Here is a 23,805-nt window from a genome sequence, read left to right as displayed (position 1 = left end):
GCGCGTGCGCAGACCTGGCCGCCCCCGGATGATCGGACGGGTTCCGGCATGGCTGCGTGCGCACGATCCGGAGCTGGCGGCGACCCGAAGGGCCGGACGGACCGCACTGGTGATGCCCGCCCTGTTCGCGCTGTGCGGCCAGGTGTTCGGCTCACCGACGATGGCGACCTTCGCGGCGTTCGGCTCGTTCGCGATGCTGCTCCTGGTGGAGTTCACGGGACCGATGGTGCAGCGGCTGCGGGCCCATCTGGGCCTCGCGGTGGTCTGGGGGCTGCTCATCTGCGTCGGCACGCTCGTGGCCCGCGAGACCTGGCTCGCGGTGACCGCCACGGTCGTGGTGGCGTTCTTGATCCTCTTCTCGGGTGTGGTCAGCTCCGTCCTCGCGGGCGCGTCGACGGCGCTGCTGCTGGCCTTCGTCCTCCCGGTCACCACACCCACGTCGCCGTCGCAGCTCCCCGAGCGACTCGCCGGAGCGGGATGCGCGGCCGCCGCCGCGCTGCTCGCGATCTCCCTGCTGTGGCCGCGTCCGGCGGCCGATCCGCTCAGCGCACCCGCCTCGCGGGTGTGCCGCGCGGTGGCGGCCCAACTGCGCGCCGACGCCGCCCGGCTGGCCCGTGGCCCGCACGCGCCGAGCGGCGGTGACTGCCACGCCGCCGCCGACGAGGCCGCCGCCGCGGCCGACGACCTGCGGCGCGCCTTCGACGGCACCCTCTACCGGCCCACCGGGCTGTCCGTCGGCTCCCGCGCCCTGGTCCGCCTGGTCGACGAACTCACCTGGCTGTGCAGCATCGTGGCCGACAGCGTGACCCCGCGCGAGGACCCGCCCTCCTGCGACCGAGCGGCCCGTTCCGTACGCCGGGCCGCCGCCGAGACCCTGGACCGGGCGGCCGACCTGCTCGACGCGCCGGGCGACCCGTCGGACGCCCTCCACGCCGCCCTGGCGGATCTGCGCTCGGCCATGAACGACATGGAGCGCAGCGCGACCACCCGACTGCCCACACACCGGCCCGCGCCCGGCACCGCGTCGGCGGTCAGCGCCTTCCTCGGCACCCTGGATCTGTCGTTCCGCGCTCAGGAACTGGGCTTCGCGACGCTCCAGATCGCCGAGAACGTCGAACTGTCCGCGGCCGCCGAACGGCGCAGCTGGCCGGAGCGTCTGCTCGGACACGAACCCGGCAGCCTGAGCGCACCGCTGGCAGCGGCGAGCGAACGGGCCGCCGCACATCTGCAGCGGCACTCGGTCTGGCTGCACAACAGTCTCCGGGGCGCGCTCGGCCTGGGCGCGGCGGTCGCCCTCGCGGACCTGGCGGGTGTAGCGCACTCGTTCTGGGTGCTTCTCGGCACCCTGTCGGTGCTGCGCTCTAACGCCCTCAACACGGGTCAGAAGGCGCTGCGTGCCCTGGGCGGTACGATCGCGGGTTCGGTGATCGGAGCCGGGCTGCTGCACATCTTCGGGCATCACGGCACGTCTTTGTGGTTCCTGCTGCCCCTGGCCGTCCTGGTCGCGGGCATCGCGCCCTGCGCCATCTCCTTCGCCGCCGGTCAGGCGGCCTTCACCATCACCCTCGTCATCCTGTTCAACATCGGCCACGACCCCAACTGGCACATCGCCCTGCTGCGACTTCAGGACATCGCCATCGGATGCGCCGTGAGCGTGGTGGTGGGCCTGCTCTTCTGGCCGCGTGGCGCCGCCGCCGCGGTCGACCGTGCCCTCGCCAGGGCGTACACGGACAGTGCCCGCTATCTCGCCGGGGCGGTCAAGTACGCCGTCGGCCGCTGCGGTTCCGGTCCGGTTCCGCCCGGCGCGCCGCTGGACGAGGGGCGTCGGGCGGCCGCAGCCGCCCGCAGACTCGACGACGCCTTCCGCAGCTACCTCGCCGAACGCGGCCCCAAGCCGGTGCCCCTGGCCGAGATGACCACCCTGGTCACCGGCATCGTCGGCCTGCGGCTGGCCGCCGACGCCGTGCTGGGCCTGTGGCAGCACGACGGCGAGGCGCACAGCGAGACGGACCGGGCCGACGCCCGCCTGGTCCTGACGACCATCGCGGGCCGTGTGTCCGGCTGGTACCGGGCCCTGGCCACGGGCCTCACGCGGCACACCCCCGTGCCCGATCCGCTGCCGCACAACGCGGCGGCCGAGGCGCGCCTGGTCGACTCGCTGCGGCAGGACCTCACCGACGACCGCGGGCAGGCCACCGCCACCGCAGTCCGCATCATCTGGACCGCCGACCATCTTGATGCCGCCCGCCGGCTCCAGCCGAGTCTGGCGGCCGCGGCGCGGCCGAGCGGACCGCAGGGCGCGACCGGGCCGGCACCTTCCCCTGCGGACTGACCACGGAGAAGGTGCCGGGCCACCGCCCGCTCCCGCACGCCGAACATGAGGGTCACCGCCACGAGTTGGGCTTCGACGGGCTGGCCCGGCCGGTCGACGGGACTGCGCCGAGGGCCCCTTCCCCTGCTCCATCACGGGCGACGATGAACGCGTGTGCGAACGGTATGGCACAGCGGTCGCACCACCGCCGGACAGCCCAGGGGCGGCGGGTCCTGAGCCCACGGGAACGGCCCGGACGATCCCGGGGCGATCGCCGCCGTCAGGGCGGTTCTCGTCGCGGCAGAAGCCGGCCACTGCGGGAATTCCCTTTTGCTCATGTTGAATTCAGGGTGGTGCCGATGCGTCGGAGCGCCCGCGCCGGGACCTCGTTCCCGGACTCGACACCCACCCCGCGGGGAGTCCGGCGTGTGCTGCCGCGGCGCCCGGTGCGTACCGTCCCGCGGCCTGCGAGTGCCCTCGCCCCGGCGTCGCGCGGCCCGGCCTGCGGCGCACCGGCGCCCGGCACAGGGCATGCTGGAAAGATGATCGTGCTCGCCGCGTTGTTCGCCGTGCTGGGGGCCGCCAGCAACGCGGTGGGGACCGCGTTCCAGCGCAAGGCGGCGTCCACGGTCGCCCGCGGCGGCGGTCTGCGGCTCCTGATCGCACTCGCCCACCGTCCGGCCTGGACGATCGGAGTCGCCGGGGTCGCCGGTGCGGCACTGTTCCAGGCGCTCGCCCTGGTGAACGGCCCGATGGCCCTGGTCCAGCCGCTCTTCGTCCTCGAGCTGCCCTTCGCCCTGCTCATCGGCGCGTCGCTCATGCGCCGCCGGCTGCCGCCCCCGGTCTGGTGGGCCATCACGGGGGTGGTCGCCGGCCTCGCGCTCGTCCTGGGCGCCGCCGCCCCTTCCGGTGTGGAGGACCAGGCTCCCATGGTCCGTTGGATCCCGGCGGTGGCGCTCTGCGTGGGGCTCATGACCGCGGCCGTCGCCCTCGCCCGCCCGGGTCGCCCGCCGCTGTTCCGTGCCGCCGTACTGGCCACGGCATCGGCCATCGGCAACGCCCTCACCGCGGCGTTGCTGAAGTCCGCCACCGGCACGTTCTCCGACCGGGGTCTCGGCGCCTTCCTGACGTCCTGGCAGACGTACGGGTTCGCGCTGACCGGTGTCTGCGCCGTCCTGCTGCTGGAGAACGCCCTTCAGGCGGGCTGGCTTGCCGCGTCGCAGCCGGCGCTCACCATCGGTGACGCCACGGTGAGCCTGCTGCTGGGCATCACCCTCTTCGGGGAGCGGATCCGGACGGGCTGGTGGGTGCTCCCGGAGGCGATCGGCGTCGGCTGCATCCTGTGGGGGGTGCTCCTGCTGAGCCGGGTGGTGCCCACCGTGCACGCCGCGACGGACAGCGGCGGTCGCTGACGCCCGGGCACTCGCGCGCCTGCGGCAACGCGGGCGTCCGGCGACCACCGACGCACGGCCGGGCAGGCGAGGCACCCGGGTTCCGACAGCCGCCTCCTCACCCCGCCCCCCGGCCACGAGCAGTACGTGACCCGACAGGAGCGGAGCGGACCGGGCAATCGACGCGGCCGGTCCGCCGCGTCCGGTCAGGCTCTGCCCCGGGTGATCAGCAGGGCCACGTCGTCCTCGCCGCCCGGCGGGCGGAGCGCGTCCAGGACGTAGTCGCACGCCTCCTCCGGACTGCGGCCGTGCGTGGCCGTGAGGGCGTCGAGGAGGGTGTCCAGGCGGGCGTCGATCGGGTCGCGCCGGGTCTCGACCAGACCGTCCGTGTAGAGGGCGAGCTGGTCGCCGGGGCGGAAGGCGACGGTGACGGTCTCGAAGGGGACCCCGCCGACCCCCAGCGGGGCGCCGGTGGGCAGGTCGAGCAGCTCCGCGGCCCGGCCGGGCCGCATGAGGGCCGGCGGCAGATGGCCCGCGAGACAGATCTGGCATTCGCCCCGGTGGGGGTCGTAGACGCAGTAGATGCAGGTGGCGATGGTCTGCTCGACACCCTCGGTCAGGTGGTCGAGATGCCGGAGCACTTCGGCGGGCGCGAGGTCGAGCTCGGCGAACGCCCGGCTGGCACTGCGCAGCTGGCCCATGGTGGCCGCGGCCTTGATCCCGCTGCCCATGACGTCGCCGACGACCAGGGCCGACTTCTCCCCCTGCAGGGGTATCGCGTCGAACCAGTCGCCGCCGATCTCGCCGACGGCTCCGGCCGGCTGGTAGCGGCAGGCGACCACCAGGCCGGGCAGGTACGAGGGAAGCACGGGGAGCAGGCTGCGCTGCAGGGTGAGGGCCGTCTGACGCTGGGCCTGGTACCAGCGGGCGTTGTCGATGGACACCGCGGCGCGGGCGGCCAGTTCTCCGGCGAGGAACACGTCGTCCTCGGTGAAGGGCCCGCCGGCGTCGGTGCGTTTGAGGTCGAGGGCGCCGAGGACCTCTCCTCGGGCCACCAGCGGTACGGCGAGGTACGAGTGCACTCCGGCGGCCGCGAGGAAGGGGGTGGCCTCCTCGGGATGCACGACGCCCAGCGGATCCCGGTGGCTGGTGCGGGCCACCACGACGGGCTTGCGGGTCTGGATGCTCCTGGTGATCAGCCGGTCGGCGTCGTGCGCGGCGGCTTCCTCGAGCGGGCCGGCCGCGTGCTCGGTCCCCGCCGGGTGGGCCGCGCTGACTGCCAGTGAGCGGAACCGGCCCGAGGCCGCGCCCGGCGCGCTCCGGCCGTCCAGGACCCGGTCGAGCACGACCACCGCGGCCACATCGGCCAGGTCCGGGACGACGACGTCGGCGAGCTCGCGCGCCGTCTGTTCCAGACCCAGGGTGGTACCGACCGAGGCGGACGCCTTGGCGATCAGCGCCAGGCGCTGGCGGGCCGCCGCGACCTCGGCGGCGGCCCGATGGCGCTCAGTGATGTCGATGACGGAGTCGGCCATGCCGAGCATGCGCCCGCCGGAGTCCTCCAGCCGGTGATACGAGACGGACCAGGCATGATCGTGATCCGGGTCGGCATGGGTCCGGCCGACGACATAGCGGTCCACGACCGGCTCGCCGGTCTCCATGACCTGCCGCATCACGCGCTCGATGGCGACGCCGTCGAGGAAGGTGAGGACGTCCCTGACCCGCCGCCCCAGGTGCTCGGCGGCCGTCAGACCGTGGATGCGTTCCAATGCCGGGTTCACGCTGAGGTAGCGCAGGTCGGGGTCCAGGATGGCGAGCCCGATCGGGGACTGCGACACCAGACGCGCGGACAGGGCCACGTCCCGCTCGACCTGGATGACGGTCGCGTGGTCGGTGGCGAGGCCGAGGGCGAAGGACTCACCGACGTCGTTCAGCAATCGCATGTTGCGGAACTCCACCAGGCGGGTGCTGCCGTCCTTGTGCCGGATCGGGAAGGCTCCGGCCCAGCCGATGCCGGACTCCATGACCGCGCCGAACAGCCGGATGACCTCGTCCCAGTGCTCCTCGTGCACCATCAGCCGGGCCGCGAACTCGCCGAGTGCCTCGGCCGGGGAGTACCCGAAGAGTTCCTCGGCCTGCGGGCTCCAGAAGACCACCCGGCCCTCCGCGTCCAGCACCACCGCCGCGACATTCAGCAGATCGAGGAGACCGCTGGGCGGCACCGCCGGGCCGGCCGCAGCCGGGCCCTGGTCTGCCCCCAAGAACTCCGCCCTGCCCATGCCCGCTCTTCCTCTCACAGCCGGTACCACGCCTCTGCTCCTGCCACGTGGTGGGCGCTGTGCCTCACTCCATAGTGTCCCCGGAGCGGGGCAAGCCAGCGAGAACCGCCGGAGCCATGGTCCGCCTCGTGGTCACGGTCACGGGACCGCCCGTCGACGGACCGTGTCCGCAACGGCCGTCACCGGCCCGCGCGGCCCGACGCGCACCCGCCGTCCGGCGGCAGGGCCCCGACCTGGGCACTCGCTCTCCGTGAGTCACCCGTCTGCCGTAGACCACCGAGCCTCCCGCGTCCGGCCGACGGACGCTGATCGGGGTACTCGGCGCCCTCGCGTCGTCAGCCGTCCGGTGCCGAGCGCGCTCGATACGCAGTCGCCGACACAGGAAGAGGATGTGCATGGCCAACGCCTTGTCACGGCACTGGGAACACGCCGTCGTCACCGGCGGCGCCGGATTCATCGGCTCGCACCTGTGCGCCACCCTGCTGGATGCGGGCACCGCGGTCACGTGCGTGGACGACTTCAGCACCGGCCGGCGCGAGAGCGTGGCCGCCTTGCTGGACCGGCCCGGATTCACGCTGATACAGGCCGACATCGCCGAGGGGTTCACCGTCGGGCGGCCTCCCGATCTCCTGCTGCATCTCGCCTCACCGGCCTCACCGGCCGACTGTCTGCGGCTGCCCCTGCACACGATGGACACCGGCAGTGTCGGTACCCGCAACGCCCTGGACCTCGCCCATCGCTCGGGCGCCCGCTTCGTCCTCGCCTCGACCTGCGAGGTCTACGGGGACCCGCAGGAGAACCCCCAGGACGAGGGGTACTGGGGCCATGTGAACCCGGTCGGACCGCGCGGCGTCTACGACGAGGCCAAGCGTTTCGGAGAGGCCCTGACCACCGCGCACGCGGAGGCGAAGGGCACCGACACCGGCATAGTGCGGCTCTTCAACACCTACGGTCCGCGGATGCGCGGCCAGGACGGACGGGCCGTGCCCACCTTCATCCGGCAGGCGCTGAGCGGCCAGCCGCTCACGGTGACCGGTGACGGTCGGCAGACCCGCTCACTGTGCTACATCGACGACACCGTGCGCGGCATCCTCGCGGCGGCCGCACACGGTATGCGGGGCCCGGTCAACATCGGCAATCCCACCGAGGTCACCGTGCTCCACCTGGCCCGTCTCGTCATCGAGCTCACCGGCTCCCCCTCGGAGATCCGCTTCATCGCGCGGCCCACGGGCGACCCGGCCGCGCGGTGCCCGGACATCACGCTGGCCCGCGGCAAACTCGGCTGGGAGCCCGAGGTGGACACCGAGGACGGGTTGCGCCGCACGATCGAGTGGTTCCGCACCGCCCTCGGCCGCTGAACCCGGTGGGCCGCCGTGCGCATCGGCCGAGCGGCCGCGACCGCCCGCGTCGTACGGTGTGGTCCGGCCTCCTCCCGGAGGTTCCTGAGCGATGCGACGAGGTGCCGACCATGTCCGAAGGCCCGGGGGCCGCGGCGGCCCGGCTCACCGGACGCCCGGTGGCGGATGAGCGCCCGGTGTCCGGGGCGCTGACCGAAGTGACCCTCGACGGCGGTCATGCGGTGATGGTCAAGCGCGGCTCGGATCCCGGCGCGGTCCGGGCCGAGGCGGCGGGTCTTGCCTGGCTCGCGGACTCCGGCACGGTGCGGGCCCCGGCCGTGCACGGCCACGACGAAGGATGGCTGGTCACCGACCGTGTCCCGGAGGGTCGGCCGGGCATCGGGGCGGCGGCCCGCTTCGGCCGTGACCTGGCCGCCCTGCACGCGGCCGGTGCACCCGCCTTCGGCGCCCCGCCCCCGGACGGTCCCGAGGACGCGTACATCGGTCTCGCCCCGATGCGCAACGTCGCGGGCGGTGACTGGCCGGTCTGGTACGCCGAGCACCGGGTGCTCCCCTATCTGCGCAGTGCGGTGGACGAGGGCACGCTGCGCCGCACCGAGGCCGCCGTGGTGGAGCGGGTCTGCGAGCGGCTGCCGCAACTGGCCGGCCCCGCCGAGCCGCCCGCCCGGCTGCACGGTGACCTGTGGAACGGCAACGTCCTGTGGGGCGCCGACGGACAGGCCTGGGTCATCGACCCGGCCGCGCACGGCGGGCACCGGGAGACCGATCTGGCCATGCTCCGTCTGTTCGGCTGCCCGCACCTGGACCGTGTGCTGGACGGCTACCAGGAGACGGCGCCGCTCGCCGAGGGCTGGCGGGACCGCATCGGGCTGCACCAACTCTTCCCGCTCCTGGTGCACACGGTGCTGTTCGGCCGCGGCTACGCCGAGCAGGCGCTGGCGGCGGCACGTGCGGCCCTGACCGGGTGACGGCGGAGCAGGGTCGCGGAAGGCCGCGGTGCCGGCCGAGCACGGCCCGGAGGTAGCGTCACCGGGTCGCCGCACCGTAAGGAGCCTCCGTGTCCCACGCCGCCGCGCCGTTCGCCCTGCTGCCCGGTGCCGAGGAGTCCCCCGTGATTCTTCATGTGCCGCACTCCGCCCGCGGGATACCGGCGGACGTGCGGGCCGGCATCCTCCTCGACGACACGGGACTCGACCGCGAGCTGGACCACATCACCGACGCGCACACCGACGTTCTGGCCGATCTCGCCGCACAGACCGCGACGGCCCCGCCGTGGCGATTCGTCAACCGGCTGTCGCGGCTGGTGGTCGACCCCGAGCGGTTCCCGGACGAGCGGGAGGAGATGCTCGCCGTGGGGATGGGAGCGGTCTACACCCGCACCACGCACCGCCGGGCACTGCGCCCCGCCGGCTTCGACCCGCAACCGCTGATCGGCCGTTACTTCCGTCCGTACGCACGCGCGATGACGGAGGCCGTCGCCGGCCGGCTGGCGGCCACCGGGCGGGCTGTCGTCCTCGACGTCCACTCCTACCCCACCGCCCGGCTGCCCTACGAGCTGCACGGCGAGGGCCGCCGCCCGCCGGTGTGTCTGGGCACCGACCCCTTCCACACACCGCAGGGCCTGCTCGACCGGGCGCGTGAGGCGTTCGCGGAGTTCGGCGGGACGGAGGTCGACAGCCCCTTCTCCGGGACGTACGTCCCCCTGGCGCACTACGGGGCGGACTCGCGGGTCGCCGCGCTGATGGTGGAGATCCGGCGCGACACCTACATGGCGGAGCCCGGCGGGGCCGCCGGGCCCGGGCTCACCCGACTCGCCTCGGCGCTGGCGGCCGTGGTCGACGCCGTGTCCTGAGGCGGGGGCGGCCGGTTCGGGAGCTCACGGCGCGGACACCGCACACCCGTGAGCGGCGCACCCGCCGCTCACGGCAGAAGGGGCAGCTTCCCGACGAGCTTGCCGACCCGGTTGCGTGGACCCACGATGCTCACCGCGCAGTAGGCGACGTCCTCGGCCGCGGTCTTGCCGAGGGCGGCGCGGTAGTCCGCGTAGACCAGCGTCTCCTGGGCGAGGGCGGGCATGTCGGCGACGAACGTGTCCGCGTACGACGCCGCCTTGGCACGGATCGCGCGGAGGGCCGCCGCGTCCGCGGCCAGGATCGAGCAGCCGCTCCAGGGCAGCCCCGGGTGGACGGTGCCCTCGGCGTCTGCCGTGTCCTCGCCGAGCAGTCCCGCCACCGACGACTGCGTGGCAGCCGCCGCGCAGACCGCGGCGTTCACGGCGCGCCCCGGCGGAAGGTCGCGGTCGACGACCACGACCCACTTCAGGCGCGCCGCACGGGTCGAAACGGTCGGGTCGATCTCCTCGGACGCAAAGCCGATGGGGGCGGCGGGTGTCATTTCGTCGGCCATTGTCTGCTCTCCTGTGCATTTCTGCGGTCTGGCACGCAAAGCGTAGGTGGCCGTGCGGAAGCAGAACACCGTGGCCGAACTTCACTCGGAAGACGGGGGCGAGAGCGGCGTGGCACCGTACGTCGTGCGGCGATCCCGCGTCTGCGGCACCACATGTGCGGCCATGACGTCTTGGTGTGTCAGCGGCCCTTGCGCCGCTCGCGCGGCCGCTCCGCGACGGGCTCGATGCGGCGCGAGCGGACATGTTCGTACGCCAGGGTGGTCTGGACGTCGGCGACCTCGCGGCGCTCGGTCAGACGGTCGATGACGAAGGCGTAGACGCCGTTGACATCCGGGACGGCGATATGGATGAGGAAATCGTGGGAACCGGACGTGACGAACAGCCCGATGGTTTCCGGCAGTCGGGCGGCCCACTCGCGGAACCCCTCGATGACCGGTCGGGCCGGCGGCCGGATCCGGACCGCGATGAGGGCCTGCACGGGACGGCCCAGCGCCTCCAGCTCCACGGCCGCGTGGTAACCGGTGATGACCCCCCTCTCACGCAGCAGCCGCACCCGCTCGAGCGAGGTGGACGGGGACACACCGGTCTTGGCGGCGAGGTCCCGGTTCGTCTGCCGTGCGTCGTCCTGCAGCTCGCGCAGCAGGGCGCGGTCCAGTGGGTCCATGTCCATGCGTCCACCGTACGCCGTATGAAGTGCGGCGTGCCGCCCATCGTTCCGCATCTTGTACAGGGCACGCCGCCCGGCCGGGAACGGTTACGACGACTCGGCCGGGCAGGTCTGCGCCGCCATGTCCGGTCATGCACACCGAACGTCAACTCACTTTGTGTGAACGGTCGATCACGGTCGGCCTTGTGTCGGGCGTGGCCTGGCCTCCCGGGATGCGCGCGGCGTCATCTCGATGAAAAGTGAGGGAAAGGTGGTGTCCCCCCGCGACGGTCGGCGGGTGCCACCACTGCGGATCGACTCGCATAGGAGACAAGATGTCGACGTCACAGCCTGATGCGTCTCGTCGTCCGTCCGATGATCACGCCACTCCGGACCATCTGCTGCACGTTGCTCCCCCGGAGACCTCACCGGACGACCTGGTCCTCGCCTCGGGCAGGGACATCACCCCCAGCGCTCTGGCATGGGCCGAGCGCAAACTCGCCTCCGAAGGGCACGCCGCGCTCGACAAGCTGCTGCCCTGATGCCTCCGCTCCGGACTCACCGTCCCGCGACCCCCGCCGTGGCGCGGTGATCCCGGACCGGTGGCGGAAATCGCCGTGTCACGCGGGCACCGGCAGCCCGCTCTCACCGTCCGACTCCTGGGCGCCGACCACCTGAGCCTCCGCGACGAGCAGCGCGTCCGCCGCCGAGATCGCGTCGAAGACACTCCGGGTCCCCATCATGATGCACAGCGTGTAGCTGACATCTTCGAGTTCCCGCACCCTCTCGGGCGTCTCCCGTTCGGCGAGAGCGATCTGCAGGGAGGCGTACCGGGTCAGCAGCCCTCTGACGACCTTCGAATCCGGAACGAGCACGACCAGGCCCTCTCTCTCGATTTTGGAGCCGGGTGCCCCGTCACGGACGGTTCATGCGCAACTACGTTCCCGGAGGGGCACTTTGACATGCTATCGCCGCTCGCAGCTCGGAACGTCGCACAACTCCCCCTAACCCACATTCCACAGGAACCGGTGGGTATGAATGCCGAAGTACGGGAAGGACTGGATCCGTGCGACGCCATCGGCCTCCCGTACCACGTCGTTGACGAAATCGAGCAGTTCACGGGGCCCCGCGCAGACGATTTCCACGAACAGGTCGAACCCTCCCGACGTCAGCACCGAGTAGACCACCTCCTCGTGGGCGGCCAACTCCTCGGCGACGGCGCGGGGATCCCCGTCGACCCCGACTCCGAGCAGGGCCATCGCCTGGCCGCCCATCCGCATGGGATCGGTGACTCCGACCACCTGGACGGCCTTGGAGTCGAGGAGCCGCTGCAGACGCTGCCGGGCCGCGGAGGCGGAGAGACCGACCCGGGGACCGAGGTCGGAGTAGGCGATGCGCCCGTCGGTCTGCAGCTCACGAAGAATGGCCCGGTCGATCTCGTCCACGCTCTTCCTTTCCGGTGGTCCTTGCCCCGCCGGGCGATCCGCGTCAGCCGAACAACTCGGACAGGGCGGCGCCGAACACCTCGGTGTGGGTGTCGACGTCCTTGCCGGTGGTCGCCGGGCACATCAACGCCATGTTGTGGAACGGCGTGAGCAGCAGACCCCGGTTGGCCAGATACAGATGGAGGTAGTCCTCCAGATCGGTGTCGGAGGCGGCCGCGGACTGCGTACCGGTGCGCGGGGCCGGGTTCGCGAAACGGTATTCGCTGCGGGCGCCGAGCCGCGAGACCGACCAGGGCAGGTTCCATCGTTCGATCCCCGCCCGCACACCGGCCTCGAACCGCCTCGAGAGCGCGTCCATGCCGGCGAACGCCTGGTCGGTGAGGACGTGTTCGAGGGTCGCGCGGGTCGCGGCGACCGACAGCGCGTTGCCGGCCAGGGTGCCCCCGACACCGCCCATGTCGACGAGGTCCAGGTCCGCGCGCCCGAGCAACTGCTCGGCCAACTCCGCGGACAGTCCGTACGCACCGGCCGGAACGCCGCCGCCGATCGCCTTGCCGATGGTCAGCACGTCCGGCTCCAGTCCCCAGGCCGCGGTGCAGCCTCCCGGACCGGCGGAGAACGTGTGCGTCTCGTCGTTGATCAGCAGGGTGCCGTACCGCCGGGTCAACTCGCGGACGCCGTCGAGGTATCCCGGCTCCGGCAGGACGATCCCGATGTTGGTGAGCGCGGGTTCCATGAGGACGGCCGCCACATCACCCTGGGCGAGCTCCCGTTCCAGCCCGGCGAGATCGTTGAACTCGGCCACCCTGCTGGTCAGGGTGACATCACAGGGCGCGCCCACATTGCCGGGCCGAGCGGCCCCGCGTCCGTCGGGACCCACCACGATCAGCGACTCGTCGACGCTGCCGTGGTAGCTGTAGCTGTTCACGAGGATCTTCGGACGGCCGGTGACCGCCCGGGCGAGCCGTATCGCCCACCGGTTGGCGTCGGTCGCCGTCAGGGAGAAACTCCAGCGCGTCAAGCCGAAACGCCGGGTCAGTTCCGCGCCGACCCACTCGGCGTCCTCCGTGGGCAGCATCGCGGTCGCACCACCCAGCTCGGTGAACCGCAGCTGCACCGCGGCGGCGACCGCGTCCGGCGAGTGACCGGCCATCGCGCCGGTGTCACCGAGGCAGAAGTCGATGTACTCGTGACCGTCGATGTCCGTGACGCGAGCACCGCGGGCCGCGGCCAGATAGCGCGGGAACGCTCCCGCGGTCTTGTTCATCCACGTCATCGGCACCCGGCCGAAGAGATGGTCGGCACGTTCGTAAGCGGCCTTCGAACGCGGGTTCAGTTGTTGGGCTTCGGCGCTCTCGCGGGCGAGGAGCCGGCGCAGTCGGGCGCGGTCCATGGTGTACCCCAGACTTCCGGCGACACGTGATGACGTGGACCGTACGGCGGGATTCCGCACCGATACAAGACCCTCACCTCAGAATCCGTTGATCGAACGATGGAATCACGTGTGGCGGGCACCTGGGGGAATCGACGGCACGTCCCGCGGCAGGCACGGAGTCCACCTGCCCGGACACTGTCCGTGGGGGTCGATTCCTGACGCGAAACGCGTGTCCCGTCGATGTGGCGTACATCAATGCATGGCCGGGCACTACGGTGGAAGAAGCGATCATGACCGACCTCGCCTCCGGGCCCGCGGCGTGCGCGGACCATACTGGGAGGCGTCCCCCGCCCTCACCCCCGCAGAGTGATCCATGGCAAAGTCCCCCACCGTCCCCGCCCCAGCCCCCGACACCGTGTGGCTGGCACATGGGCGGTATCCCGTCCCGGGCGCCGAGGAGACCGTCCGCCGTCGGCTGCGGGAGCTGCGCAGCAGCGAGGTCGTCCAGGACCATCTCGAGTTCGAGGGCTCGGACGACGGCGTGGCTCAGCGTTCCTTCGAGGCCCGATGGCTGGTCGCCGACGACGTCGTGGTGCGGGCCCGGCTGAACATCGAGCCGGCGCCCGGTCCCGGTGACGACGAGCGGAGCTGGGTGCTCGTGGCCGAGGCGGACCGGCCCTGGGACCCGGGCTGGCTCTCGCCCGCCACGGTCTTCTGGCCCGAGGACGCCGACGTCCCCTGGGACCACGACGTCGTCCCGGGTCTTCGCTTTCGCGGGATCAACCCCCTGCCGGCGGACGACCGTGCGCTTCGGCGTCTGCTCAAGGACTGCGCACGCCGCTCGTGGAGCATCCATGTGGTGGTCCACGAGGCGATGACCCCGGACGAGCGGGGGCGGCGCCCGCTGGCGCCCCTGCTACCGCCGTCCTTGCGCCATCGCGTCGTTGAGCACCGGGCCGCACCCGAGCAGTTCCAGGTCGTCAACTGGGCGCTCTACGACCTCGGGGTGCGGGTGCCGCGCGGTGGCGCCGTGGTGCTCCCCCGGGGCCCGGCCACGGCCGGCGCGGACGACAGGAACTTCAGCGTCCGTTCGGTGTTCCTCGACGGCTCGCTGCCCACCGAACTCATCGAGACGGTACGACGTGCCGCCCGGTCCCCGGCGCCGCTGCCCGACGGGGCGCAGCAGGCGCTGACCCGGCTGCGCGAGCAATGGCACCTGACGACCCTGGAAGAAGAGCTGGCCATGGCGCGCCAACAGGCCGCCGCCTACGCCGAGGCCCTCGACGCCATGACGAAGTCGCGGGATCTGTACCGGGAAGCGGCCGACCTCGCCCATGAGGCACTGGCGGCCTACCGAGAGTCCTTCGGCTCCCTGCCGGCGCCACGGCAGGAGCAGCGCAAGCGGGAAGGTTTCTCCTTGCGTTCCCTGGCCAAGCCCCTGGACCGCGTGCGCGAGGGCGCCAAACTGCTCCGTCCGTCCGGCGCCGAGGACCGCGCGCCGGACACCGGCACTTCGGACGGCGAGACCACGTCGGCCGGGCCTGGTGGGGAGCCCCCCGCGCTTCCGCCCGCTTCGCCGGATCCCTCGCAGGCCCGCGACCGGCGGTAGCCGGAGCGAACATGCCCTCCGGCAACCGCCGGAGGGCATGTCCCCGTGTCCCGCAGGAGGAAAAGAGCCGGCCCCGCCGCATGCCGGGGGGGATGGCAAGGGCGGGGCCGGACGGCCCGGGGCACCAAGGGGGGTGGGCGCCCACGAGCGGTCTGCGATCTGGTGCCCGCCCCTGGACGAAGTATGCGTCCGCCGCGTGCCCGATTTCCATCCGCCCGGATCAGTACGCGCGGCACCGTGCGCACCACCTGCCGCAGGGCCGCGACGGGCAGGTGTGGTGCGCGGTTCGAGGGGTACCTGGTGCCGGGATCGCCGCCGGGCACCGCCCCGGCGGCGAGATGTTGATCACTTCCGGAGCGTGGCCGGCGCTGCATCCGGTGCTCGCCCCGGGGTAAGCGGAGCCCCGCACGCTCGTCGTAACCATGGGAGGACATTGTGTCGGCTGAGCAGACCCCCCTGTCCATCGATGTGACGATGCCCCGCGAGGACGTCGCGCTGATCGTCGTGAAGGGTTTCCTGGATGTGGACACGGCGACGGAGTTGCACCATCACCTCGCCAACCAGGTGCACCACGGGCGACGGCATCTGCTGCTCGATCTCTCGGCGGTGCCGTTCATGGACTCGTCCGGCATCAACATCATTCTCCGCGCCTACAAGGAGACCAGGCAGGTCGAAGGCTCCGTCGGGCTGATAGCCCCGGCCCCGGCCGTGCGGCGCATCCTCGATCTCACGGGCGTCAGCCTCACGGTGCCCTCCTTCGGGACCGCCGAAGAGGCCCTCGCGGGGACGAGCGACACGCTGAGCAGGCCGTAGCCCGCGGGCTCTCACGCCGGACACCGACCGCACAGCCCCGTCGCCGCCCGCGTGGGCGTTCGCGCACGCGGGCGGCTTAGGCGGCGACAATACTTGCCGTTTGACAACTGTAGTCACCAGGCAACAAAGTGTGGGTCATCGAACGTATGGAGGGAACTGGGATGTTGCGGTGGGCGGAGCCTTCTGCCTGCGCCGACAGACCGCGGCGCGTACTCGGTGTCCCCGCGGGGAGGAGCTGTCCTCCCTCGGCTCACGCCGTGCGGGCGTCGGCTCCGTCGACCTCGTGCAGCTGGGCCGCCGCGGTGGCGACGAAGGCCTCGAGGCCCTGCAGGAGCGCCGTACGCTTGGCCGCCGGCATCTGCGCCAGCACCGACTCGAGCGCGTGCTCACGACGCGACCGCAGCTCGGCGAGAAACGATCCGCCCCGACGGCTGAGGTACAGGCGCAGCTCCCGCCGGCTGGTCGAACTGGCCACACGCTCGATGTACCCGACGGCCTGCAGCCGGTCGCACAGCCTGCTCGTCGACGGAGGGGTCGAGCCGAGGGCGTCGGCGAGCGTACGCAGGTTGATGCCCTCGTTGTGCTCGAGGATGAAGAGCACCCGCAACTGGGAGGCGGAGACCGGGGCCGTCGAAGCGCGTCCCCACAGGACTTCCAGCAGCTCCGCCGCCTCAGAGGTCACACGGGCCACCTCACTGGGCTCCGGACGTGGGCTGGAGGAAGTCACCTACTCACTCTCCCAGACTTCTCGGATGGTGTCGGCCTGCCGGGGCCACAGCTCAGGCACAACGATAGAGACAGACACCGGCGCCCGGGTGCGCACCCCCCTGCGGGACGCGAACCCGGAGTCGTACTAGAGGAAGAATGGCGTATCCGACATCGTGAACAGATTCGTCGCAGCTGAGAGAGCGCTACGGAACGCGTCGCCACACCGTCTGGTGGACGCGCTCCGGGAAGTGCTGCGCAGCGCGTACGCGGCCGAGTCCGTCGAACTCCTGATGGCCGACTACGGACTCTCCGTCCTGCAGGCCGTCGCGGCGCAGCCCTGCACCTCGGAACCCGTCCCCGTGCACGGCAGCACGGCCGGGCGGGCCTTCGGCGCGCAGGACCCCGTCATGGAGGAGATCGGCGACCAGGTCAGGATCCACCTGCCGGTGACCGTGCGCGGTGACCGGCTCGGTGTGCTGGTGGTCGTGATTCCTTCGCAGGACGCCGCCGAGGCCCTGCCCGAGCTCATCGACATCGCCGAGGTCCTGGGGCACGAGGTGATCGTCGCCGCGCGCGACACGGACGTCTATCTCCAGGCCAGTCGACGTGACCGCCTGACACTCGCGGCCGAGATGCAGTGGCAGCTGCTCCCGGGCCGGTCGTGCTCCCGGCCCGAGTACGCGCTCGGCGCGCAACTGGAGCCCGCATACGCGATCTTCGGAGACAACTTCGACTGGTCCGCGGGGTCCGACGGTCTGATGGTGTACATCACCAACGGCATGGGCGAGGGCATCGAGGCCTCGCTGCTGACCAACCTCGGGATCAACGCACTGCGCAACGCCCGGCGCGCCGGCATCCCCCTCGAGGACCAGGCGGCCCTCGCCGACCAGGCCGTCTACGCCCACTACCGGGGCGCCTGCTACCTGTCCGTGCTCCTGCTGGACGTGGAACTGTCCACCGGGCGGGTGAAGGTCGTCGACGCCGGCTCCCCGCAGATGCTGCGTATGCGCGGCAGGAACGTCGAACGGGTCGACTTCGAGGCCCAGTTGCCGCTCGGCATGTTCGAGGAGACCGACTACGCGGCCCAGGAGTTCCAGGTCGAACCGGGCGACCGGCTCGTCTTCGTCAGTGACGGCGTCCACAGGACCATCGCGCCCGGGGGCGAGGAGTACGGCGAGCGGGCACTGGCCAAAGCCATCGCGTCGACGAGGCTTCTGCCCGCTGCGGCCGTACCGCGCGCCATTCTCAGAGAGCTCTCGGACCACCGCGGGGGACCCGACCCCGAGGACGACGCGCTCGTGGTGTGTCTCGACTGGTTCGGGCGGCAGAGCGCCACATAGGGTCTTCATGGACGTCGGCGCTCGCGCCGCGCCGACCGGAAGCCATGTGTCCGCACGGTGGTCGGCGAGGTCCCTCTTTCGTTGGACGATCTTCTGGACAGCCACGGGTGTCATGTGCCATCCCGCATGATTACAGTTGTCGCGCGACAATGAACCGCGCTCTCCGAAGAGGCTCCCTCGCAGCCGGGGAGCAGACATACGAAGGAGACCAAGGACGTGACGGACCAGTCGACAGCGAACCGGGGAACGTCGACACGGATCATCAGCGACTTCCTGCAACGCCGTCGCGAACAGATCGCTCAGCGCTGGGCGGACGAGGCGCTGTTCCGGACGGTGTTCACGGTCTCCCGCGACGAGGCGGCGGAAGCCGCCGGATCCCTGGTGGAGGCGCTCGCCTCGGTCGCCGCGTCCGGCCGGATCGAGGACCTGCGGGCTCCGGGCTTCACCGGCGTGCGTGAACAGCTCACGCGCATGGCGGCCTCACGGGCGCGAGGGGGTGCCGCCCCCTCCCAGATCGCCGACGAGGTCGCTGCGCTGCGCCCCTCGATCACGGATCTGCTGATCACCGACCTGGCCGGCTCGGACGGGGAGACGTCGGGTCCGCATGTGGTCACGCTCACCGTCCTGATGGGCACGCTGCGGCTGTTCGTCATGGAGACGGCCCTCAGCGCCGGTGAGGACATCATCGATCGGCAGCGCGTCCAACTGCTCGAAGTCGCCACACCCGTCATCAAGCTGTGGAGCGGCATCGTCGCGGTGCCGCTGATCGGCACCCTGGACAGCGCCCGCAGCCAGGTCGTCATGGAGAGCCTGCTGGAGGCGATCGTCGACCAACAGGCAAAGTTCGCGATCCTGGACATCACCGGCGTACCGACCGTCGACTCCCTGGTGGCCCAGCATCTGATGAAGACGGTGGCGGCGGCACGCCTGATGGGGGCGGAGTGCATCGTCTCCGGCATCCGGCCGGCGATCGCGCAGACCATCGTGCACCTGGGGATCGACCTGGGCTCGGTCATCACCCGTGCGAGCCTCGCCGATGCTCTCGCCCATGCCCTGCACCAGGAGGGCGCCGTGATCGTCGACCGCGCGACGGGTGCGGGGGGCCCACGATGAGCTGGGGTCCCGAGGGCCCCGTCAGCACCCATGTCCCCGTCCTGAGGATCGGTGACGTCCTACTCGTCACCCTCCAGGGCGAACTGCACGACAAGGCCGCGGAACAGCTCCAGCAGGACATCGGCGGGGCCGTCGCGGGCAGTTCGGCCGGCGCCGTCGTCATCGACGTCTCCGGCGTCGAGATAGTCGACTCCTTCCTCGGCCGCGTCTTCGCCGAGATCGCCGCGAACGCCAAGCTGCTCGCCGCCGAGACCGTCGTGGCCGGTATGCGCCCCGCGGTCGCCATCACCCTGGTCGAACTCGGACTCACCCTGCCCGGTCTGCGGACCGCGCTCGACGTCCAAGAGGCGCTGCGGATGCTGGCGCAGCCATCCACTCCCCTGTCCCCCGGTCAAGGTCGCCAGGAGAACGCGTGACGGAGACATCGGGCCGCGTCGCCGCATGCCTGCCCATCCGCTCGGACACGGATCTGGCATGGGTGCGGCAGCATGTGCGGCAGGCGGCGGCCGAGGTCGGGTTCGGTCTGGTGGACCAGACCAAACTGATCACCGCGGCCAGCGAGCTCGCGCGCAACACGCTCGTGCACGGAGGCGGCGGGCAGGTCGAGTCCGTCTTCCTCGACCGCGGCCGCGCCCGTGGTCTGCGGCTGACCTTCACCGACGAGGGTCCGGGCATCCCCGATGTCGAGCGGGCCCTCACCGACGGCTACACCTCGGGCGGCGGACTGGGCCTGGGGCTGGGCGGAGCACGGCGGCTGGTCCACGAGTTCTCGATCGACACGAGTCCGGGCCGTGGCACTTCGGTCACCGTGGTCTGCTGGGTCGGCGTACCGCCGCGCCCTCGTGAGGAGGCACGATGACCCGCGTCCGGGACGTACCCGTACACGACCCGACCCGGGTCCGGGACGTCAGAGTGGCCGCGAACGACGCCTGCGGCCAGGCCGGGTTCCCGGCGGACCGCACGGCCGCGGCGGAGCTCGTCGCCACCGAACTCGCCACCAACCTGCTCAAGCACGCGGGCGGCGGCCAGATCCTCATCGAGACGGTGGACGCGGAACCGGCATCGGACGCGTCCGCCCCGCAGCCGGCGCTCCAGATCGTCGCCATCGACCACGGGCCGGGAATCCCGGACCTCCCGGCCGCGCTCGGCGACGGCTTCTCGACCACGGCCTCCCTGGGCGCGGGCCTCGGCACGTGCCGGCGTCTGGCGGACGTCTTCGACGTTCACAGCACGCCCGGTCACGGCACCGTCGCCCTCGCGCGGATACACGCCTCGGCCAGGGCCCGTTCCTCCCGTACGGGGCAGCCGTACCGGCGCGACGCCGCCCCGGTGCGGGCCGGAGGAGTCAACATCCCCTTCGTGGCCGGTGATTCCGGCGACGGCTGGGCCTGTGTGCGCTCGGGCGAGCGCATCACGGTGCTCCTCGCCGACGGGCTGGGACACGGCCCCGCCGCGGCCGACGCCTCCGACGCCGCCGTCCGGCAACTGCGCCAGGACGCCGATCTGACGCCCCCGGAACTGCTCAAGGTGCTGCACGGCGCGCTGCGCAACACCCGGGGCGCCGCCGTGGCCGTCGCCCAACTCGACCTTGCCGCGGGACGGCTGGCGTTCTCCGGCGTCGGCAACGTGGGGGCCCGGTTCCGCTCCGGCGGCAACTGGCAGCACCTGCTGTCCCATCCCGGCATTGTCGGCGCCCATCGTCCGGCTCACCTCCCCCACCAGCGGCTGCCCTGGTCCAGCGACTGCCTCCTCGTACTGCACAGCGACGGTCTGCCCAGCCGTTGGTCCCTGAAGGCGGGCGTGCCGTCCTCGACCCTGGACCCGGCGGTGACGGCAGCCCTGATCGTGCGCGACGCCAGCAGTTCCGCCCGGCCCGTCCGCGACGACACCACCGTGGCCGTGCTGTCGCCCACACCGTCGGATCGTGAACCATGACCCACACCTGGCAGATCACCACCGTCGTCGACGCGGCCCGGGCCCGGGTCGCCATCGCCGGGCTCACGGCCGAGCACGGTGTCTCCGTCGTCGACCGCTCCCGTCTGGTCACCTCGCTCACGGCGCAATTGCGCCAGTGCCTGACCAAGGGCGGCACCTGGCGACTGACGCTCGGCGCCACACCCCACTCCGGCGGCGAAGGATCGCGGCAGCTCCGGCTCAGCCTCCGTCCCGGACCGGACGACACCGGGGCACCCACATGGCGTGCCTCCGTCCCGGCGTCCGGTGAGGCCGGCGATCCCGGTGCCGAGCCGGCGCACACGGACCCGGTGGCCCTGGCCGAGGCGCTCTTCAGCGCGGACGACGACGCCGCCCGGGTCCTGGACGCCCTGTCGGAGCAGGAGGCGGTGGTCGCCTTCCACCGTGAGGAGCTGCATCAGACCAACCAGGGTGTCCTGGCCCTGCACGCCGAGCTGGAGGCGGCCGGTGAGGCGCAGCGTGAGCTGTTCGCCGCCGAGCGGGCCGCCCGCACCGAGGCGGAGGGGGCACGTCGCCGGCTCACGTTCCTCGCCGATGCCAGCGCGGCACTGACGGCGTCCCTCAACCACGGGGCGATCGTGCGCCTGCTCCCGGAGCTGCTGACGCCGACCTACGCGCGTGGCGTCGATGTGTGGCTGCTGTCCGACGAGGAGGCGGAGCGGGGGCATGCTCCCCGTCCGGCGGCCGCCGTGGTGGCCGCGCGGACCGGCAGACCGCAGTACGCGGCCGCGCATCCCGGAGGGCTGCCCGGCGTGGACGACCGGCCCCCCTCGGCCCTCCACCCCACCGTGCCCCTCCTGTGCGTGCCCCTGTCCGCGCGCCGGACGACTCTGGGCGTGTTGATCCTCACCCCGCCGGGCGACCGGTGGGACCCGGACGACGCCGTGATGCTGATCGAGCTGGCCCGCAGGGCGGGAATCGCGATCGACAACGCGCAGCGCTTCGAACACAACCGCGACATCGCCGAGACGCTGCAACGGGCCCTGCTCACCAATCTGCCCAACGGCCCGGGACTCCGGCTGGCGGCGCGATACCTCCCGGCGACCCACGGTCTCAACATCGGCGGTGACTGGTACGACGCCTTCCGCCAGCCCGACGGAAGCCTGATCACGGTCGTGGGCGACGTCACCGGGCACGGACTGCGCGCGGCGGTGATGATGAGCCAGCTGCGTACTGCCCTGCGCGCGTACGCCGTCGACGGAGGCAGCCCCGGCCGCCTCCTCACCCGGCTGCATCTGTTCCTCCACCATCTGCAGCCGGATCTGTACGCCACCGCGGTCATCGCCCGCTTCCGGCCGGGCGAACCCGTGCTGACCTGGGCCGCCGCGGGGCATCCACCGCCGGTGCTGCGCACGCCGGACGGCCGGGTGCACACCCTCGACGCCAAGCCGGGAGCCATGCTGGGCATTCCGCTGCGGCAGGACATCGAGGACCACACCGCCGCGCTGCCTCCCGGCTCGACCCTCGCCCTTTACACGGACGGCCTGGTCGAGCGACGGACACAGGGCATCGACCCGGGAATCGAGCGGCTCACCGTCGCGATGGCCGACCTTGCGGAGCCCGATCTGGACGGTGATCTGGAGGGGGCCGCCGACCGGGTGCTCGACCCGATGCTGCGGGACTCGGAGCGTGACGACGACGTGTGCCTGCTGCTGTGCCACGTCGACAGCGGCCAGGAGACGTCACCGGCGTGAAGACGCCCGCACGTCGGTGGCCGGGGCGGCCTCGTGACGACCTCGCCGGACGTCCTGCTACGTCCCGTGGTCCGGTCGGTTCGGCCCTGGTTCATGGGCTTCCCGGAAGGCGTGCAGTCCTTGTTCCAGCGAGGCCCGCTGGGCGGGTGTCATGGCGGCGAACACCGCGGCCAGGCTCGCCGACCTGCGCTCGGCCACCTCGGTGAGCAGCTTGCGTCCCTGCGTGGTGACCCTGAGCTGCAGCTCCCGCCGGTTGTGGGGATGGGCCACCCGCTCCAGCAGTCCCGCCACCTCCAGCCGGTCGCACAGTCTGCTGGCCGCGGGCAGTGCGATGCCGAGCGTCTCCGCGAGCGCCGTGAGATTGAGTTCCGAGCGGTGCCGGACCGCCGTGAGCGCCTTCAACTGATGTCTGGAAAGACGCGGTGTGACCGCGTCCGATGCCGAGATCCACAGCGACACCAGGCTTTCCACCGCGTCCCCGACCTGACGGGCCAGCGCCTTGGGACAGCTGCCCGCCTCGTCTGCCTCGGTCACCTCACGGTCAACTCCCACCGCGCTTCCCACACCTGCCGCGCCCTCCGCCTCGAACCGACACGGTCGATCCGTTCGGCGCCTCTACCCCCGGCTCCTGGGAGTACACGACCGGATACGGCCTCTTCACGGGATCGATGCAGGACACGCTTATCTCTGGCACATAGGGACATATGCGTCGTTTTTTCTGTGATCCAGGAGGCGTAGTCATCGCCATTCTGGCAACCGTGATAGAGGGGGCCGGGCGTCAGTGCGACGTACGAGGACAACCGGCCGGTGCGCCGGCCGGGGGAAGGACGGCATGGCAACCGAGCCGCGTCGGGACGACAAGACCTGGCCGTTCGAGTCGGTGGAGAACCTCAAGGCCGGCTTCAAGGGCGAACTGCACGATGTGACGGACGCACGACTGGCGGCCGAGGACTTCCTGCGCCGATTGGCGCGGGCATCGCCTCCGACGAGTCCTGAGCACTGGAACGACATACTCCTGGTGGTCGACGAGCTCGCCGCCAACGCCGTCCAGTACGCTCCGGGCCCCTTCGGACTGTGGATGCGGCCGACATTCGACGGAGTGCATGTGACACTGCACGACACCAGCACGACCCCTCCCTCACCGCGGCCCTTCCGCCCGGGTCGCGCGGGCGGTATCGGCTGGCATCTGGTGAACACGTTGTGCGACCAGGTGAGTGTCGTCGTCCATCCGGACGGCAAGGACGTGCACGTCTTCCTTCCCTGGTAACGACGGGCCGACCCGCCCCGGGTGTCCGTCAGGCCGCTCTTCGGACGATCCTTCTCGGCGCTCCGGGGCTTCACG

At 71.8% G+C, this 23,805-nt stretch carries 23 protein-coding genes; 15 read left to right on the top strand and 8 right to left on the bottom strand.

Annotated features, from left to right (window positions below; all coding sequences use genetic code 11):
• The first annotated feature begins 4 nt into the window (after positions 1 to 4).
• Together ACSHXN_RS38215 and ACSHXN_RS38210 are read left to right on the top strand one after the other, a co-directional pair.
• Positions 5 to 2,332, top strand: a complete 2,328-nt coding sequence (locus ACSHXN_RS38215; protein ID WP_438305527.1) for an FUSC family protein — start codon at positions 5 to 7, stop codon at positions 2,330 to 2,332.
• A gap of 521 nt (positions 2,333 to 2,853) precedes the next feature.
• A complete protein-coding gene (locus ACSHXN_RS38210) occupies positions 2,854 to 3,723 on the top strand; it encodes a DMT family transporter (protein ID WP_355131605.1) in 870 nt (289 codons plus the stop codon).
• 185 nt (positions 3,724 to 3,908) lie between these two features.
• Here the strand turns inward: ACSHXN_RS38210 and ACSHXN_RS38205 are convergent, their stop codons facing one another.
• The gene (locus ACSHXN_RS38205) at positions 3,909 to 5,981 is read right to left on the bottom strand and encodes a SpoIIE family protein phosphatase (RefSeq protein ID WP_356109942.1); all 2,073 of its coding nucleotides are present in this window, start codon (positions 5,979 to 5,981) and stop codon (positions 3,909 to 3,911) included.
• Positions 5,982 to 6,376: 395 nt separating this feature from the next.
• Here ACSHXN_RS38205 and ACSHXN_RS38200 point away from each other — a divergent pair, with 395 nt between their 5' ends.
• The 3 genes from ACSHXN_RS38200 (at position 6,377) to ACSHXN_RS38190 (ending at position 9,191) form a co-directional block, all read left to right on the top strand.
• Positions 6,377 to 7,339, top strand: coding sequence for an NAD-dependent epimerase/dehydratase family protein (locus ACSHXN_RS38200; protein ID WP_355131609.1), 963 nt, complete (start codon positions 6,377 to 6,379; stop codon positions 7,337 to 7,339).
• Positions 7,340 to 7,449: 110 nt separating this feature from the next.
• Complete coding sequence (locus ACSHXN_RS38195) at positions 7,450 to 8,307, top strand: fructosamine kinase family protein (RefSeq protein ID WP_356109945.1); 858 nt, start codon at positions 7,450 to 7,452, stop codon at positions 8,305 to 8,307.
• 89 nt (positions 8,308 to 8,396) lie between these two features.
• Entirely contained in the window at positions 8,397 to 9,191 is a 795-nt protein-coding gene (locus tag ACSHXN_RS38190) for an N-formylglutamate amidohydrolase (protein ID WP_355131613.1), read from the top strand.
• A 68-nt stretch (positions 9,192 to 9,259) separates the two neighbouring features.
• Here ACSHXN_RS38190 and ACSHXN_RS38185 read toward each other — a convergent pair whose 3' ends face one another.
• Both ACSHXN_RS38185 and ACSHXN_RS38180 read right to left on the bottom strand, forming a co-directional pair.
• Complete coding sequence (locus ACSHXN_RS38185) at positions 9,260 to 9,745, bottom strand: DUF2000 domain-containing protein (protein ID WP_355131615.1); 486 nt, start codon at positions 9,743 to 9,745, stop codon at positions 9,260 to 9,262.
• A gap of 179 nt (positions 9,746 to 9,924) precedes the next feature.
• Positions 9,925 to 10,410: an Lrp/AsnC family transcriptional regulator gene (locus ACSHXN_RS38180; protein WP_356110021.1), complete on the bottom strand. Its 486-nt coding sequence runs from the start codon at positions 10,408 to 10,410 to the stop codon at positions 9,925 to 9,927.
• Between the two features lie 317 nt (positions 10,411 to 10,727).
• On the opposite strand from ACSHXN_RS38180, the gene ACSHXN_RS38175 reads away from it, so the two are divergent.
• Positions 10,728 to 10,934: a hypothetical protein gene (locus ACSHXN_RS38175; protein ID WP_355131617.1), complete on the top strand. Its 207-nt coding sequence runs from the start codon at positions 10,728 to 10,730 to the stop codon at positions 10,932 to 10,934.
• Positions 10,935 to 11,012: 78 nt separating this feature from the next.
• Here ACSHXN_RS38175 and ACSHXN_RS38170 read toward each other — a convergent pair whose 3' ends face one another.
• The 3 genes from ACSHXN_RS38170 to ACSHXN_RS38160 all read right to left on the bottom strand — a co-directional run bounded on the left by ACSHXN_RS38170 (position 11,013) and on the right by ACSHXN_RS38160 (position 13,230).
• On the bottom strand, positions 11,013 to 11,267 hold the full coding sequence (locus tag ACSHXN_RS38170) for a DUF5133 domain-containing protein (RefSeq protein WP_355131619.1): 255 nt from the start codon (positions 11,265 to 11,267) through the stop codon (positions 11,013 to 11,015).
• 129 nt (positions 11,268 to 11,396) lie between these two features.
• Complete coding sequence (locus ACSHXN_RS38165) at positions 11,397 to 11,837, bottom strand: Lrp/AsnC family transcriptional regulator (protein ID WP_355131621.1); 441 nt, start codon at positions 11,835 to 11,837, stop codon at positions 11,397 to 11,399.
• 43 nt (positions 11,838 to 11,880) lie between these two features.
• On the bottom strand, positions 11,881 to 13,230 hold the full coding sequence (locus tag ACSHXN_RS38160; RefSeq protein ID WP_438305523.1) for a transaminase: 1,350 nt from the start codon (positions 13,228 to 13,230) through the stop codon (positions 11,881 to 11,883).
• A 355-nt stretch (positions 13,231 to 13,585) separates the two neighbouring features.
• Here ACSHXN_RS38160 and ACSHXN_RS38155 point away from each other — a divergent pair, with 355 nt between their 5' ends.
• Positions 13,586 to 14,821, top strand: a complete 1,236-nt coding sequence (locus tag ACSHXN_RS38155; RefSeq protein ID WP_438305521.1) for a hypothetical protein — start codon at positions 13,586 to 13,588, stop codon at positions 14,819 to 14,821.
• 435 nt (positions 14,822 to 15,256) lie between these two features.
• Positions 15,257 to 15,634, top strand: coding sequence for an anti-sigma factor antagonist (locus ACSHXN_RS38150; protein ID WP_383353534.1), 378 nt, complete (start codon positions 15,257 to 15,259; stop codon positions 15,632 to 15,634).
• Between the two features lie 250 nt (positions 15,635 to 15,884).
• Here ACSHXN_RS38150 and ACSHXN_RS38145 read toward each other — a convergent pair whose 3' ends face one another.
• Positions 15,885 to 16,316 (bottom strand): MarR family transcriptional regulator, encoded by a 432-nt coding sequence (locus ACSHXN_RS38145; RefSeq protein WP_059126325.1) that lies wholly within the window; start codon positions 16,314 to 16,316, stop codon positions 15,885 to 15,887.
• Between the two features lie 199 nt (positions 16,317 to 16,515).
• On the opposite strand from ACSHXN_RS38145, the gene ACSHXN_RS38140 reads away from it, so the two are divergent.
• From ACSHXN_RS38140 to ACSHXN_RS38115, 6 genes are all read left to right on the top strand, one after another.
• Entirely contained in the window at positions 16,516 to 17,682 is a 1,167-nt protein-coding gene (locus ACSHXN_RS38140) for a PP2C family protein-serine/threonine phosphatase (protein ID WP_355131627.1), read from the top strand.
• Between the two features lie 216 nt (positions 17,683 to 17,898).
• Positions 17,899 to 18,795 (top strand): STAS domain-containing protein, encoded by an 897-nt coding sequence (locus ACSHXN_RS38135; protein ID WP_355131629.1) that lies wholly within the window; start codon positions 17,899 to 17,901, stop codon positions 18,793 to 18,795.
• Positions 18,792 to 19,211, top strand: coding sequence for an STAS domain-containing protein (locus ACSHXN_RS38130; RefSeq protein WP_355797203.1), 420 nt, complete (start codon positions 18,792 to 18,794; stop codon positions 19,209 to 19,211). The genes ACSHXN_RS38135 and ACSHXN_RS38130 overlap by 4 nt, the downstream gene beginning before the upstream one ends.
• Positions 19,208 to 19,654 carry an anti-sigma regulatory factor gene (locus tag ACSHXN_RS38125; protein ID WP_355131633.1) on the top strand — a complete coding sequence of 149 codons (447 nt, stop codon included), beginning with the start codon at positions 19,208 to 19,210 and terminating at the stop codon, positions 19,652 to 19,654. The genes ACSHXN_RS38130 and ACSHXN_RS38125 overlap by 4 nt, the downstream gene beginning before the upstream one ends.
• A complete protein-coding gene (locus tag ACSHXN_RS38120) occupies positions 19,651 to 20,730 on the top strand; it encodes an ATP-binding SpoIIE family protein phosphatase (protein WP_355131635.1) in 1,080 nt (359 codons plus the stop codon). Before ACSHXN_RS38125 ends, ACSHXN_RS38120 begins: the two co-directional genes overlap by 4 nt.
• Complete coding sequence (locus ACSHXN_RS38115) at positions 20,727 to 22,463, top strand: PP2C family protein-serine/threonine phosphatase (RefSeq protein WP_438305516.1); 1,737 nt, start codon at positions 20,727 to 20,729, stop codon at positions 22,461 to 22,463. The genes ACSHXN_RS38120 and ACSHXN_RS38115 overlap by 4 nt, the downstream gene beginning before the upstream one ends.
• Positions 22,464 to 22,520: 57 nt before the next feature.
• Here the strand turns inward: ACSHXN_RS38115 and ACSHXN_RS38110 are convergent, their stop codons facing one another.
• Entirely contained in the window at positions 22,521 to 22,997 is a 477-nt protein-coding gene (locus ACSHXN_RS38110; RefSeq protein ID WP_438305514.1) for a MarR family winged helix-turn-helix transcriptional regulator, read from the bottom strand.
• A gap of 298 nt (positions 22,998 to 23,295) precedes the next feature.
• On the opposite strand from ACSHXN_RS38110, the gene ACSHXN_RS38105 reads away from it, so the two are divergent.
• Positions 23,296 to 23,730, top strand: coding sequence for an ATP-binding protein (locus ACSHXN_RS38105; protein ID WP_355131641.1), 435 nt, complete (start codon positions 23,296 to 23,298; stop codon positions 23,728 to 23,730).
• The last annotated feature ends 75 nt before the right edge of the window (positions 23,731 to 23,805 follow it).

The organism is Streptomyces sp. HUAS TT11 (assembly GCF_051553595.1).
Taxonomy (GTDB): Bacteria; Actinomycetota; Actinomycetes; order Streptomycetales; family Streptomycetaceae; genus Streptomyces.
The sequence above is the reverse complement of the archived record's forward strand: the minus strand, read 5'-3'. Positions and strand labels throughout refer to the sequence as shown.